At 67.3% G+C, this 13,071-nt stretch carries 12 protein-coding genes; 10 read left to right on the top strand and 2 right to left on the bottom strand.

Annotated features, from left to right (window positions below; all coding sequences use genetic code 11):
- The first annotated feature begins 17 nt into the window (after positions 1 to 17).
- The 6 genes from ACPCXD_RS12780 (at position 18) to ACPCXD_RS12755 (ending at position 6,717) form a co-directional block, all read left to right on the top strand.
- On the top strand, positions 18 to 623 hold the full coding sequence (locus ACPCXD_RS12780) for a TetR/AcrR family transcriptional regulator (RefSeq protein WP_172415033.1): 606 nt from the start codon (positions 18 to 20) through the stop codon (positions 621 to 623).
- A gap of 83 nt (positions 624 to 706) precedes the next feature.
- Positions 707 to 1,348 (top strand): ScbR family autoregulator-binding transcription factor, encoded by a 642-nt coding sequence (locus ACPCXD_RS12775; RefSeq protein ID WP_267499189.1) that lies wholly within the window; start codon positions 707 to 709, stop codon positions 1,346 to 1,348.
- Positions 1,345 to 1,674, top strand: coding sequence for a helix-turn-helix domain-containing protein (locus tag ACPCXD_RS12770; protein ID WP_088899102.1), 330 nt, complete (start codon positions 1,345 to 1,347; stop codon positions 1,672 to 1,674). The genes ACPCXD_RS12775 and ACPCXD_RS12770 overlap by 4 nt, the downstream gene beginning before the upstream one ends.
- Before the next feature lie 66 nt (positions 1,675 to 1,740).
- Positions 1,741 to 2,316, top strand: coding sequence for a PIN domain-containing protein (locus ACPCXD_RS12765; protein ID WP_423659829.1), 576 nt, complete (start codon positions 1,741 to 1,743; stop codon positions 2,314 to 2,316).
- Positions 2,317 to 2,404: 88 nt separating this feature from the next.
- Positions 2,405 to 6,058, top strand: a complete 3,654-nt coding sequence (gene mfd / locus ACPCXD_RS12760) for a transcription-repair coupling factor (RefSeq protein WP_229567406.1) — start codon at positions 2,405 to 2,407, stop codon at positions 6,056 to 6,058.
- Positions 6,055 to 6,717, top strand: a complete 663-nt coding sequence (locus ACPCXD_RS12755; protein WP_016691474.1) for a nucleoside triphosphate pyrophosphohydrolase — start codon at positions 6,055 to 6,057, stop codon at positions 6,715 to 6,717. The genes mfd and ACPCXD_RS12755 overlap by 4 nt, the downstream gene beginning before the upstream one ends.
- 40 nt (positions 6,718 to 6,757) lie before the next feature.
- Here ACPCXD_RS12755 and ACPCXD_RS12750 read toward each other — a convergent pair whose 3' ends face one another.
- Together ACPCXD_RS12750 and ACPCXD_RS12745 are read right to left on the bottom strand one after the other, a co-directional pair.
- The gene (locus tag ACPCXD_RS12750) at positions 6,758 to 7,828 is read right to left on the bottom strand and encodes an NAD(P)-binding class I SAM-dependent methyltransferase (protein WP_229567407.1); all 1,071 of its coding nucleotides are present in this window, start codon (positions 7,826 to 7,828) and stop codon (positions 6,758 to 6,760) included.
- A gap of 99 nt (positions 7,829 to 7,927) precedes the next feature.
- Positions 7,928 to 8,968, bottom strand: coding sequence for an NAD-dependent epimerase/dehydratase family protein (locus ACPCXD_RS12745; RefSeq protein WP_016691476.1), 1,041 nt, complete (start codon positions 8,966 to 8,968; stop codon positions 7,928 to 7,930).
- Positions 8,969 to 9,204: 236 nt separating this feature from the next.
- Here ACPCXD_RS12745 and ACPCXD_RS12740 point away from each other — a divergent pair, with 236 nt between their 5' ends.
- From ACPCXD_RS12740 to ACPCXD_RS12725, 4 genes are all read left to right on the top strand, one after another.
- Positions 9,205 to 9,669: an effector binding domain-containing protein gene (locus ACPCXD_RS12740; RefSeq protein WP_026060997.1), complete on the top strand. Its 465-nt coding sequence runs from the start codon at positions 9,205 to 9,207 to the stop codon at positions 9,667 to 9,669.
- Positions 9,666 to 10,091, top strand: coding sequence for a hypothetical protein (locus ACPCXD_RS12735; protein ID WP_016691478.1), 426 nt, complete (start codon positions 9,666 to 9,668; stop codon positions 10,089 to 10,091). Before ACPCXD_RS12740 ends, ACPCXD_RS12735 begins: the two co-directional genes overlap by 4 nt.
- Before the next feature lie 73 nt (positions 10,092 to 10,164).
- Positions 10,165 to 10,911: a hypothetical protein gene (locus ACPCXD_RS12730; RefSeq protein ID WP_229567410.1), complete on the top strand. Its 747-nt coding sequence runs from the start codon at positions 10,165 to 10,167 to the stop codon at positions 10,909 to 10,911.
- The gene (locus tag ACPCXD_RS12725; protein ID WP_229567411.1) at positions 10,908 to 13,070 is read left to right on the top strand and encodes an Rv1355c family protein; all 2,163 of its coding nucleotides are present in this window, start codon (positions 10,908 to 10,910) and stop codon (positions 13,068 to 13,070) included. Before ACPCXD_RS12730 ends, ACPCXD_RS12725 begins: the two co-directional genes overlap by 4 nt.
- Position 13,071: the final 1 nt, after the last annotated feature.

Below are 13,071 nucleotides of genomic sequence, written 5' to 3'. Positions count from 1 at the left end.
GCGCTCCGCGGATCCGGATGACGGGCACGCAGCGTCGGGAACAGCTCATCGAGATCGGTCGCGCCCTGTTCGCCGAGCGCGGCTACGAGGGCACCTCCATAGAGGAGATAGCCCAGCGGGCGCAGGTCTCCAAGCCGGTCGTCTACGAGCACTTCGGCGGTAAGGAAGGCCTCTACGCGGTGGTCGTGGACCGCGAGATGACCGTTCTCATGTCGATGGTCACCGAGAGCCTCACCCGCAACCGGTCGAGGATCCGCGTCGAGCGGGCCGCGCTCGCGCTGCTCACCTACATAGAGGAACGCACCGACGGCTTCCGCATCCTCGTGCGCGACTCGCCCATGTCCGCCGAGGAAGGCACCTATTCGAGCCTGCTCAACGAGGCGATGCGGCAGGTGGGGGAGCTGCTGACCGGCGACTTCTCCCGGCGGGGCCTCAACCCCGAATTCGCCCCGCTCTACGCCCAGGCGCTCGTCGGCATGGTCGCCACCACCGCGACGTGGTGGCTCGACCGCCGCACCCCGTCGAAGGAGGATGTGGCGGCCCACCTCGTGAACCTGTGCTGGAACGGCCTCATCGGTCTGGAAGCGGACCCCAAGCTCGGGGAACCCCCGGTTTCCGAATAGTCCTCTCGTTTTCGGGACCGTCTGCTCTCTACTTTCAGGTAAGTGGCGTTATCGTTGGGATACCCGTGAGAAGGCAGGCTGTGGTGGGACGACAAGTACGCGCAGAGGTGACGCGCGAATCGGTGCTGCAGGGCGCAGCGACGATCTTCGTGCGCGACGGGTACGCGGACGCGAACCTGGGCGACATCATCGAGGAGGCCGGCGTCACCAAGGGTGCGCTGTACTTCCATTTCGGTTCGAAGGAAGAACTGGCGCGCGGGGTGATCGACTCCGGCTATCTCCGCTTCGAGGCCGCCGCCGAATCCAAGATGGACCGCCGTTCCCCGGCGCTCGAGACACTGATCGACCTGTCGGTCCTGCACGTCGACATGTCCGAGACCGATTCCGTGGTGCGGGCGATGTTCCGGCTGCTGGTCGAGATCGGCGACTACCAGGGCACCGAGCACCGGCCCTACGAGATCTGGCAGAACAACCTGCAGGAACTCGCGGCCCGGGCCGCCGAGGAGGGCGACCTCGTCGAGGACGTCGACGTCCACGCCGTCTCCCTGTTGCTGCTCGAGCAGGCGATGGGCGCCCGGATCATGGCGAACGCCCTCAAGGCGACCGAACGGCTCGCCGAACAGACGGGCGCGATGTGGCGGATGATCCTGCCCGCGCTGGTGCCGGCGAACAAGCTCGAATACTTCCGGCAGTTCGTGGAGCGCCGTCTGCGGCTGCAGTCGTGAGTTTCGGGCCGTTCTCCGCCGAGGAGGCCCCCGCGGCGCTGGCGGGTCTGCTCGACCGGTTCGGGCCCGACACCGCCGTGACGATCGGTGTCGTGCCGTCGTTGCTCACCATCGCCCAGGCCGCCGACGTCCTCGGCTGCTCCCGCCGACACGTCGCCCGCCTGGTCGACACGGGCGCACTCGCCGCCGACTTCCACGGCCTGCACCGGAGGGTGTCGCGCTCCGACGTCCTCGAACTCGCGAAGCAGCAGGCGGAGGTGGTCACGACGGTCCTCGACGGACTCGCCGACCTCACGCGGCGCGAAGGACTGTACGACCCGTTCTGACAGCATGACGCGGCCCGTCGCGGCAGCACGGTACGGTCCGTTCCGACGATTCGACGAAGGGTGACGATGCCGGTTCGAGTGGTGCTCGGTGCGACGGTCCTCGCCCGCCCCCGCCTGCGCGATGTGGCGCTCGCCCTCGCCGAAGAGGGCCTCTACCAACCCTTCTGGAGCGACGGGATCATCGCGGAAGTGGACCGCCGACTGCCGCAGGAACTGCTGCGTCCCGCCCGCGACTTCCTCTTCGCCGAACTCGACCGCGCCTTCCCCGACGCCCGGGTGGTCTGGCCCACCACCGTGCTCCGCGAGGTGCCGCACGTGACGGGACCGAGGGAGGCGCACGTGACCTCGGTGGCGCTGTTGTGCCACGCCGACGCCGTCGTCACCGCCGACCCCGAGCTCACCGGGGCACTGGAACGATCGGGCATCGAAGCGTGGACACCCGACGCCTTCGTCACCTTCGCGCTCGACGCCGATCCCGCCCGCACCCGCGCGGCACTGCTGAGGATGGTGCGCCGCCGCTGGCTCGCCGACGACGACACCCGGCGCGAGGCGGACGACGACGAACTGCTCGCAAAGCTGGCCGAGTGGGCGGCGCGCGATCTCGGTGCCAACAGCGCCGACCTCCTCGTCCCCATACGGTGATCATCCTCGCGCCCCGGCGCGGTGACGCCCGGGGGAACAGCGGAATAGACTCGACAAGGTTCTCGTCCCACACTCAGGAGCGCCTTCCTTGTCTGCTGTGCCCCCGGCCGCTGTCCCACTGTCCGGATTGGCGCGGATCGCGCTGGCCGACGACAGACTGCGCAGGATCGGCGAGCTCGCCGGTTCCGCCGAACAGGAGATCGTCGCACCACCCGCCGCGCGGCCGTTCGTCGCGGCGGCGCTGGCCGAGAAGTCACCGCTGCTCGTGGTCACCGCCACCGGACGCGAGGCCGACGATCTCACCGCCGAACTCACCGAGATGCTCGGCGAGGGCGTCACGCAGTTTCCCTCGTGGGAGACCCTGCCGCACGAGCGCCTGTCGCCGAGCGCCGACACGGTCGGCCGTCGCCTGCACGTCCTGCGCCGCCTCGCCCGTCCCGACGATCGCGATCTCGGACCCGAACTGAGGGTCGTCGTCGCCACCGTGCGGTCGCTGGTGCAGCCGATGGCTCCCGGACTCGGCGAGATCGACCCCGTCACGCTGCGGGTCGGCACCGAACACGACTTCGAGGAACTCGTCGAGCGACTCGTCGAACTCGCGTACACCCGCGTCGACATGGTCGGCAAGCGCGGTGAGTTCGCGGTGCGCGGCGGTATCCTCGACGTCTTCCCGCCCACGGCCGACCATCCGGTCCGCGTCGAGTTCTGGGGCGACGAGGTCACCGAACTGCGCTGCTTCTCCGTCGCCGACCAGCGTTCGATCTCCGACGTCGACGTGCCGGTGCTCGTCGCGTCGCCGTGCCGCGAACTGCTGCTCACCGACGAGGTCAAGGCCCGCGCCGCGCAGCTCGCCCAGGACAACCCGGCCGACGCGGCCCTCGTCGAGATGCTCGACAAGATGGCCGGCGGCATCCCCGTCGAGGGCATGGAAGCGCTGCTGCCGGTGCTGCAGCCCGGCGAGTTGCAGTTGCTCACCGATGTTCTGCCCGCCGGAACGCACGTGTTGATCTGCGATCCGGAGAAGGTCCGCACCCGCGCGAGCGATCTCGCCCGCACCGGGCAGGAGTTCCTCGAGGCGTCGTGGACCGCCGCCTCGATCGGGGGCGCGGCGCCGCTCGACACCTCGAACCTCAACGGAGTGGACGGCCGGAAGCTCGATCTCGGTGCGTCGGCCTACCGGTCGTTGCGTCAGGTGCGCGAGGCCGCGCAGGCCGCGGGCAGACCATGGTGGACGCTCAGCCCGCTCGCGTCCGGTGCCGACACCGAACTCGTCCTCGACGTGCAGCCGGCCCCCGAGGTCCGCGGCTCCGAGGACCTGCTGTCGATGTTGTTCGTGAACCTGCGCGCCCACGTCACCGCCGGTGGCCGCGCGGTGATCGTCGTCGCCGGTGCGGGCACCGGACAGCGGATCCTCGAGCGGCTGAAGGAGAACGAGGTCCCCGCCGCGAAGCTCGAACCGGGCACCGAACCGGTGCGCGGGCAGGTCGGTGTCATGCGCGGTTGCCTGCACGAGGGCGTCGTCCTCCCCGGCAACGACGACAATGTGGTGCCGGGGCTGGTGGTCGTCACCGAGGCCGACCTCACCGGCAACCGCGTGGTCACCGAGGGCCGCAAGACTCCCGTCAAGCGTCGCAACCAGGTCGATCCGCTCGCCCTGAACGCCGGTGACTTCGTCGTCCACGACCAGCACGGCATCGGCAAGTTCGTCGAGATGGTCGAGCGGACCGTCGGCGGTGCCCGCCGCGAATATCTCGTCATCGAATACGCACCCGGCAAGCGTGGCCAGCCCGGCGACAAGCTGTTCGTGCCGATGGAACAGCTCGACCAGCTCTCCCGGTACGTCGGCGGTGAGCTGCCGTCCGTCAGCAAGCTCGGCGGATCCGACTGGGCCAACACCAAACGCAAGGCGCGCAAGGCGGTTCGCGAGATCGCCGGCGAGCTCGTGCGGCTGTACGCAGCGCGGCAGGCCTCGCCCGGCCATGCCTTCGCGCCCGACTCGCCGTGGCAGAAGGAGATGGAGGACGCCTTCCCCTTCACCGAGACACAGGATCAGCTCACGGTGATCTCCGAGGTCAAGGCCGACATGGAGAAGGCGGTGCCGATGGACCGCGTCGTGATCGGCGACGTCGGCTACGGCAAGACCGAGATCGCGGTGCGTGCGGCGTTCAAGGCCGTGCAGGACGGCAAGCAGGTCGCGGTGCTCGTCCCCACGACTCTGCTCGCGCAGCAGCACCTGCAGACCTTCACCGAGCGGATGGCGGCCTTCCCCGTGACGGTGAAGGGACTGAGCCGGTTCACCGACGCATCCGATTCGCGCGCGATCACCGAGGGCATGGCCGACGGCACCGTCGACATCGTCGTCGGCACCCACCGCCTGCTCCAGACCGGGATCCGCTGGAAGGACCTCGGTCTCGTGATCGTCGACGAGGAGCAGCGTTTCGGCGTCGAGCACAAGGAGCACATCAAGGCGCTGCGCACGCACGTCGACGTGCTCACGATGTCGGCCACACCGATCCCGCGAACCCTCGAGATGAGCATGGCCGGGATCCGCGAGATGTCCACCATCCTCACCCCGCCCGAGGAACGGCACCCCATCCTCACCTATGTGGGCGCCTACAACGACAAGCAGGTCGCCGCGGCGATCCGCCGGGAGTTGTTGCGCGACGGCCAGGTCTTCTACGTCCACAATCGGGTGAGCTCGATCGACAAGGCCGCCAAGCGACTCCGCGATCTCGTCCCCGAGGCGCGGGTCGCGGTCGCGCACGGGCAGATGAACGAGGAGACGCTCGAGAAGACGGTGCAGGGCTTCTGGCAGCGCGAGTTCGACGTGCTGGTGTGCACGACGATCGTCGAGACCGGTCTCGACATCTCGAACGCCAACACGCTCATCGTCGAACGCGCGGATTCGCTCGGCCTGTCGCAGCTGCACCAGCTGCGCGGTCGCGTCGGGCGTTCGCGCGAGCGTGGCTACGCGTACTTCCTGTACCCGGCGGAGAAGCCGCTGACGGAGACCGCCTACGACCGGCTCGCCACGATCTCGCAGAACTCCGATCTCGGCGCGGGTATGGCCGTGGCCATGAAGGACCTCGAGATCCGCGGCGCCGGCAACGTTCTCGGTGCCGAGCAATCCGGCCACGTCGCCGGCGTGGGCTTCGACCTGTACGTGCGGCTCGTCGGCGAGGCCGTCGAGGCGTACCGGGCCGCGGCCGACGGCCGCACGGTCACCACCGACGAAGCACCCAAGGAGGTGCGGATCGACCTTCCCGTCGACGCGCACATCCCGGCCGACTACGTCGCGTCCGACCGGTTGCGGCTCGAGGCGTACCGCAAGCTCGCCGCTGCGAACGACGACGCCGCGATCGCCACGGTCGTCGACGAACTCGTCGACCGCTACGGTCCGCTGCCCGAGGAGGTCCAGCGGCTCGTGTCCGTCGGCCGGTTGCGGTTGCTGTGCCGCGAGTACGGTCTCGAGGAGGTCGCGGTCACCGGCACCCAGATCCGGATCTCGCCGATGGAGCTGCCCGACTCGAAGCAGATGCGGCTCAAGCGGTTGTATCCGGGCGCGCAGTACCGCGCGACGAGCGGTCTGGTGCAGTTGCCGATCCCGCGGACCGGCGGGGTCGGATCGGATCGGGTGCGCGACGTGGCGTTGCTGCAGTACATCGCCGACTTCCTGCTCGTTCTCGACGGCAAGCCGCAGGGTTCGGTGGATCTGAACAGCGCGGCGACGGTGAATGCATGACCGACTACACCGCTCTCGCCGAGGCGGCGGCCGTGATGGACAGACTGTGGTCGTTCGGGGGTTGGGAGGTCACCCAGACCCACGAGAGTCTGCGCCGCTATCTGATCGAGGAGACCTACGAGGTCCTCGACGCCGTCGAGTCGGGTGATCCGGACGAGCTCCGCGAAGAACTCGGCGACCTGCTGCTGCAGGTGCTGTTCCATTCCCGGATCGCCGAGGCGAACGGGCAGTTCACGGTCGACGACGTGGCGGCGACGCTCGTCGCCAAGCTGGCAGCGCGCAGCCCGCACCTGACCAACGGCCACACCGGTCCGCTCGACGTCGCCGAGCAGGAAGCGGCGTGGGAGGTCGCGAAGAAGGCGGAGAAGGCACGCGCGTCGTGCCTCGACGGGATCGCGACGGCGCAGCCTGCACTCTCCCTGGCCGACAAGGTGATCGAACGCGCGATGCGGGCGGGCCTCCCGGAGGACCTGGTGCCCGAGGCGTTGCGGGTCGTCCGGATCACCGGCACGGGTGACACGGAGTCGACGCTCCGGTCGGCGATCCTCGCGTTCGCCGGATCGATCCGGGCGGCGGAGGAGGCCGCGCACACCGACGGTGTTCCGCGCGGCGGGCTCGACGAGGAAACGTGGCGCCGCTACTGGAGAACCGCCTCCTAGGCGACGAGTATCCGGTCCACTCCGCATCGATACCGAGCGCTCAGCCGCCGAACCGGACTCCGTTCCGGCCGTCCGGTGACAGATACCAGCGGCCGTGGAATTCCGGAAGCTGCACTCGTGCTTCGTGTAGCCGTTCAGGAGCCGTGAGCAGGATGCAGTCGGGCGCCGCGGCACGTAATGCGTCGAGGCCGACGATGGGAACGTCGGTGCCGGGCATGCGGTGGCCTGCTGCGGGCAGAGAACCGTCGGCCATGCCGGCCATGACGGAGCGATCCACGTGAGCCCGGACGAACAGAGCGACGGCCTGGGAGGCCGATCCGTAGGCGAAGACCTTCCGATTCCGCATGTGCATCTGTTTCAACCAGCTGTTCAACTCGGCTGCCTGTCGGTCGGCCTGCCGTTGCAAGGTGCCGAGAGTGACAGGGTTCGTCAATTCCATCGCGCGTTCGGAGGCCAACAGGCGCCGTGTTCCCGGTGCCGAACTCGTCCACGGATCACGTTGCGCTGCAAGCAGGACCGATCCGCCGTGTAGATCGAAGATCCACGTCTGGGCGATGTGTAGGCCCACGTCACCGAGCAACCGGCGGAGTGCGGTCAGGGAGTAGTAAGCGAAGTGACCGTGCCGCAAGGTATTCCATCGTCCTCGAGACGTGATCGCCGACAGGGACTGGAACTGCATCAGGAAGGTGCCATCGGGCTCGAGGGCTGCCGCACGCTTCAGGAAACCGGCTCGCTGGTCGGGTTCGTGCATCATCGCGAAGGAATCGAGGACGAGAGAAGCAGAAGCGCCCACCGGGGTGGGATGGAAGCCCCGCTCGACGAGCAGCGGCAACCATGATCCGCTGTGCGGGCTACCGAACTCGGTGAACGTGCTACCGCGGAGCCATCCGTCGGCTTCGACGGCTTCGACCGCCGATCGCGCCTGTTCCTGCAGGGCCCGCGATTCGTGTCCTCGAGGTTCGTCGGGGACGATGGTGGTCACGGCCAGCTGGGCGAGTCCGCAACCCGCACAGAGTTCCATCGCCAGGGTGGGACCCGATTCTGCTGTGGTGGAGACCGTTTCGACGGGTGGGAAGAGATCGTCGCGAGGTACGGAGCCGAGATCGAGCACGCGCTCCAGGTGATGGTGACCACACGCACGACATCTGTTCACGTGACCGAGCCGATCCGGCGATCGCCCGACCCCTCTCGTGAGGTGGCGTTCGACAGCTCATCCACTGTGCGCGCCTATCGGTCTCGGCCGCAAGGTCGGGTCGAGCAGTCCCCGGGTCGCGAGGCGGTGCAGATACTCGAGTCGTGTGAAGCGGTGTGCGGAACTGTCCCGGGTGATTCCGGTGTCGAGGTGGCTCCGATACAGCTCCGTCACCCCGGCAGCGGTGGTCCACGAGGGAACGAAGTCCGGCAGGGCACGGCGGCCGGCCGAGAAGTCCACGCGGTACGAGCGGAGGTCGGGGTCGGACTCGCAGGTGAGGGTCACGGTCGTCCCCGGAACCGTGTGCGCGACGGACTCCGCGATCTCACGGATTGTCACATTGCCCTCCTCGGTGCCTATGTTGACGGCCGCACACCGTATTTCGTGTTCGGGTCTCGTGAGTGCACAGGCGAAGGCCTGCGCGATGTCGCGCACGTGGACCAGTGGCCGCCATCGGATGCCGTAGGACGGTACGCGGATCTCTCCGGTGCGCACGGCCGACGCCACGAATCCGTTGAGCACGATGTCTGTGCGCATCCGCGGTGATACGCCGAACGCGGTTGCGCAACGCAAGAACACGAGAGCGAAATCCGAGTCGGCGAGGTCTGCCAGATCATCCTCCGCCCGTGCCTTGCTCTCGGCGTACGGGGTGAGTGGACGACGCGGAGCATTCTCGGTCATGAGTTCGCCTCCGGCATTGCCGTACACGGAACAGGTCGAGGCGTACAAGAACCGGCGGACGCCTGCATCCTTCGCGCAGCGGGCCAGATGAACTGTGCCCCGATGGTTGACATCGTGCACGACGTCCGCCGGAAGTGTGCCGAGGGGGTCGTTCGGGAGGGCCGCAAGGTGCACGACCGCATCGAAACCTGCGAGGATCTCGGCTCTCACGTCCCGGATGTCGACCGTCGTTCCGGGCGGGTCGTGGGGCGCGGAGCCCAGCGTGCAATCGGCGAACGTGCCGTTGTCGAGGCCGAATACCTCGTGGCCGCGGTTGCGGAGAATCGGCACCAAGACGGAACCGAGATAACCCTGATGTCCTGTGACGAGTACGCGCATGTCGACTTCTCTCGGATCCGGTCGGTGCCGGTCCTTGCCGACCGGCTCGACGTTCTCAATAAAGCATACTCAAAGAATGAAAACAAGGCCGAAACATACTTAAATTTGGTTTTGATTTGCGTTTGAAACCGTATCCCTTTGCACATACGCTCGTACTGGTCCCAGTCGTGGCGCCGATGTCGGGCGGCACCACGAAGCAGGGGGGGACGCAGAAGCGTTTGCTTGGAGGAAGCCCGATGTCGTTTCAAATCGTGGATCGTCGTGAAACTTTTGTTGCGGGTGTTCCCGTACGAAGCCCTCGTCGAGCCCTGGGAAAGGTCCGCGACCCGCATCTCGAACGAGCATGGTCGGCGGTGCTCAACGGAGAGACGCGTGGCCCGTTGGCCGCGACGTACACGGATCATGCCGAGGAGATCGGTTCCTACTACACGCAGACCGTCGGATTCTGCTGCGAGTCGCTCGACGGCATACCCCCGGGATATCTCGTCTCGCGCGTGCCTGCCGGCCGGTATGCGAAATTCTCCGCAGTGGGGGACAGGTTCACCGAGGTGTTCGAGCAACTGTGGGAGCAGATCTGGGACGCCGAGGCCCGTGGTCTGATCGAACGTGCCTTCACGGGGGATTTCGAGTACTACCCCCACGCATACGGTATCGAACTCTACATCGCCATTGTCGAACCGGATGAGAAAGTGGCGAAATGACGTTCACGATCGTGAAGGTCGAGCCGTATCTCGTCGGCGGACTGGTGGTTCCGGGTCTGGAACCCGGGGTGACGCGGGACTCGGACGGACTGATGGAATTCACCGTCGAACGGTTGCGCGCTCGTAATATTCGTGACCTGACCGTTGTGTTCGTCTGTCATCCGAGAGCAGGATGGTCGGCAGTGTTCGGATACCGATGCGACGAGCCGGAAGAGCTTGCCGTGGGGGATTCGATGGTCCGGGTGGGGGAGAAGTTCGCCGCTCGGTTCGTCCTGGACGGGCCGTCGCCCGACCCCTACCGCGAACTGTGGCGTCAGGTCGAGATGGCGGAGAAGGAGGGGCTCATCAATCGGGCGCTCGGAGAAGAGGTGGCCTGCATTCCCGAGCGGGGGGAACCCGAACTGTATATCTCGCTGGCCTGACCGAGCCCGGCGACGAGCACACGACCTCGTTGTGGTCGGGGGGTGCTCGTCGTTCCCGGGGGAAAGGGTGTTCGTGGAGCCGAAACTTCCGTTATCGCACCGCACGCTGGGCTTCTGGGACGAGGATTCGGGTTATCACTTCGTCGCCGCGTCGCCGACGACCGAACCGGAATTGTGGCGTCGATTCCTGGCCGGCGCCCGGAACTCCTATCGGCGGTACGACGTGGAGATCGCACTCGAATACGACCTGATCCGCGACGGCACGATCACGACCTACTTCTTCGCCGCCGTTACTGCGGACGGGAAGGTGCACGGCGGGTCGCGGGCTCTCGGGCCGTACGAGCGTGCCGAGGAGGCACATGCGGTGCATGAGTGGACGGATCCTCTTCACCGGGCGGCTGTGGTCCGGACCCTGGAACCGTGTCTCGCGCACGGTCTGGTCGAGGCGAAGACGGGGTGGGTGGCGGAGGACGCGTCGAACCGTCGGGAGCTCAGCGCGGGAGTGGCGCGCACGGCGACCTACTGCATGGAACTGCTGGGAGCCCGGTATCTGGTGGGTACCGCTTCGCGGAACGCGCTGGAGATGTGGCGCAGGACCGGTGCGGACGTCGTGGATCGGATACCGTCCGCTCCCTATCCCGACGACCGGTACGAGACGCAACTGTTGCTGTGGGACCGGATGCGGTGCGGGTCGGACCGGCGGAGCCGGGACCTCGAGAAGCTCGGTGCCTCGCTTCTGGTTCCCGGTGGGGAGGACCCCGCGACGTGGTTCCCGGGGAGTAGGGACATACGCGACGCATCGGGCACGGAGGCGGGATGACTGCAGGTCCGGATAGGGGTGACGGTTCCGGGGAGACGGTGTACAGCGCGGTACTGCTGGCCGAGGATCGGGAAGCGGACATGGAGGAGTTGCATCGCCTGCGAGGTGAGGGAGTCACCGTGCGGGATCGGCTGGACGAGCAGCTCACCGGCCTGGCCCGTCTCGGCGATGGGACGACGGAGGAAGCGCCCCGGTGGGCCTACTATCCGTGGCGTCGCACGGTGGTGCGAGTCCTCGGCCCCGAGGGATTCGAGCGACTTCGTCTGGACCGCAACCGGAACAAGATCACCGGGAGTGAGCAGACGCGGCTTCGTACCGCGACGGTCGGAGTCGTGGGGCTCAGCGTCGGCCATGCCGTGGCGTACACCCTGGCACTGGAAGGTGCGTGCGGTGCGCTGCGACTCGCCGATTTCGACACACTCGAACTATCGAATCTGAACAGGATCCCGGTATCGCTGCTGGACCTCGGGACCAACAAGGCCGTCATTGCCGCGCGGCGCATCGCCGAACTCGATCCCTACCTTCCGATCGAGGTGTGGTCCGAGGGCGTCACCCCCGAGACGGTCGACGCCTTCGTCGACGGCCTCGACGTGACGGTCGACGAATGCGACTCGCTCGACGTGAAGCTGCTGATCCGGATCGCAGCCGCTCGCCGGCGCGTTCCCGTGGTGATGCACACCAGCGACCGTGGTCTGCTCGACGTCGAGCGCTTCGACGTCGACGAACGCCCACCCTTCCACGGGTTGCTCGGCGACCTCGATCCCGAGGTACTCGCTACGCTCTCCAACCGCGACAAGGTTCCGTACGTGTTGAGGATCCTCGGCGCGGAGCAGATATCCACGAGGCTGGCCGCATCCCTCCTCGAGGTGGGCGAGACGCTCGAGGCGTGGCCACAGCTCGGCAGCGATGTCGGCCTGGGGGGAGTCACGGTGGCGACCGCGGTGCGGGCAATCGTCCTCGGCGACCCGATCGGATCGGGCCGATGCCGAATCGATCTCGATCTCAGGCTCGCCCTTCCCGAAGTCCCGGTACACGCGATGGTCGAACCAGATGCCGTCTCGCCGAGCAAACCGGTGGTGGACGATCCGATGACCGCGATCGTGGACGCTGCGATCAGGGCACCCTCGGGTGGCAACGCCCAGCCGTGGTCCATCCTCGTCGAGTCCGGCAGCGCGGTCTTCGCTCTCGCGCACGATCCGGAGCCGGTGCTCATGGATCTGCACCGGCGAGGAAGCTGGGTAGCGCTCGGTGCGGCGCTGCACAACGCGCGTGTCGCTGCCGCAGTCCACGGCGTTCTCGGGGGACATACTTTTCTCGCGGAGGACGACGACATCGGGCCGGGTGTCCCGGTCATGCGCTTCGAACTCGGCATCGGTACGGACCCGGATCTCGCGGCGCAGTACGACACGATGCTCGCTCGCGAGACCAATCGATATCCCAGCGACGGGTACGCGATCACCGACGGCCAGATATCGGCGCTGCACACGGCGGCCGAACTCGTCCAGGGGCAGATCCGGCTCGTCACCGCGCCCGACGAGATCGGTGCGATCGCCGAGATCCTGGCGGAGTCGGATCGATTGCGGTATCTGACCCCTTCGCTCCGGACAGAGCTGATCCGTGAATTGCGGTGGCCCGGCGATCCCGATCCGGACAGCGGAATCGAGGTGGCCTCACTCGGTCTCGACACCGCAGAGGAGGCGATGCTCGACGTCGTTCTCCGTCACGATGCTCTCGATCGGCTCAGAGAATGGGATCTCGGCGGTGGGCTCGGCAGGATCACGCGGGATCGAGTATCGGGAAGTCCCGGAGTCCTCGCCGTGTTCGCAGAAGGGGCATCCCCGGCCGACTACGTCCGCGCCGGCGCTGCGGTCGAAAGTGTGTGGATCGCAGCGCAACGGCAGGGACTGGCAGTGCATCCGGTCTCACCGATCTTCCTGTATGCCGACTCCTGTGAGGATCTGGCGCGGTTGTGTCCGGAGCGGGTGGACGACCTCGGGGCGCTGCAGAAGGATCTCGCTGCGGTGCTGCAGGTCGATGGAGACCGCAGGGTCGCCCTGCTGATGCGTCTGGGCCGCGCCCCTGTCGGTACGCCCCGCAGCAGGCGTCGCACCGATCGGGTGCGGGACGTCACGGCCGCCGGTGGGACCACCACTTGCTGAA

It is taken from the genome of Rhodococcus sp. AB351, assembly GCF_049538275.1.
Classification (GTDB): Bacteria; Actinomycetota; Actinomycetes; order Mycobacteriales; family Mycobacteriaceae; genus Rhodococcus.
The sequence above is the reverse complement of the archived record's forward strand: the minus strand, read 5'-3'. Positions and strand labels throughout refer to the sequence as shown.

What these genes read in the sequence shown, in the direction of transcription:
- ACPCXD_RS12745 (WP_016691476.1), bottom strand. Translation starts at nt 8,968, where the DNA reads ATGCGCGTACTCGTCACAGGACATCAGGGTTATCTCGGTTCCGTCTTG.
- ACPCXD_RS12765 (WP_423659829.1), top strand. Translation starts at nt 1,741, where the DNA reads ATGCCGGTTCGAGTGGTGCTCGGTGCGACGGTCCTCGCCCGCCCCCGC.
- ACPCXD_RS12735 (WP_016691478.1), top strand. Translation starts at nt 9,666, where the DNA reads ATGACGTTCACGATCGTGAAGGTCGAGCCGTATCTCGTCGGCGGACTG.
- ACPCXD_RS12725 (WP_229567411.1), top strand. Translation starts at nt 10,908, where the DNA reads ATGACTGCAGGTCCGGATAGGGGTGACGGTTCCGGGGAGACGGTGTAC.
- ACPCXD_RS12780 (WP_172415033.1), top strand. Translation starts at nt 18, where the DNA reads ATGACGGGCACGCAGCGTCGGGAACAGCTCATCGAGATCGGTCGCGCC.
- ACPCXD_RS12740 (WP_026060997.1), top strand. Translation starts at nt 9,205, where the DNA reads ATGTCGTTTCAAATCGTGGATCGTCGTGAAACTTTTGTTGCGGGTGTT.
- ACPCXD_RS12755 (WP_016691474.1), top strand. Translation starts at nt 6,055, where the DNA reads ATGACCGACTACACCGCTCTCGCCGAGGCGGCGGCCGTGATGGACAGA.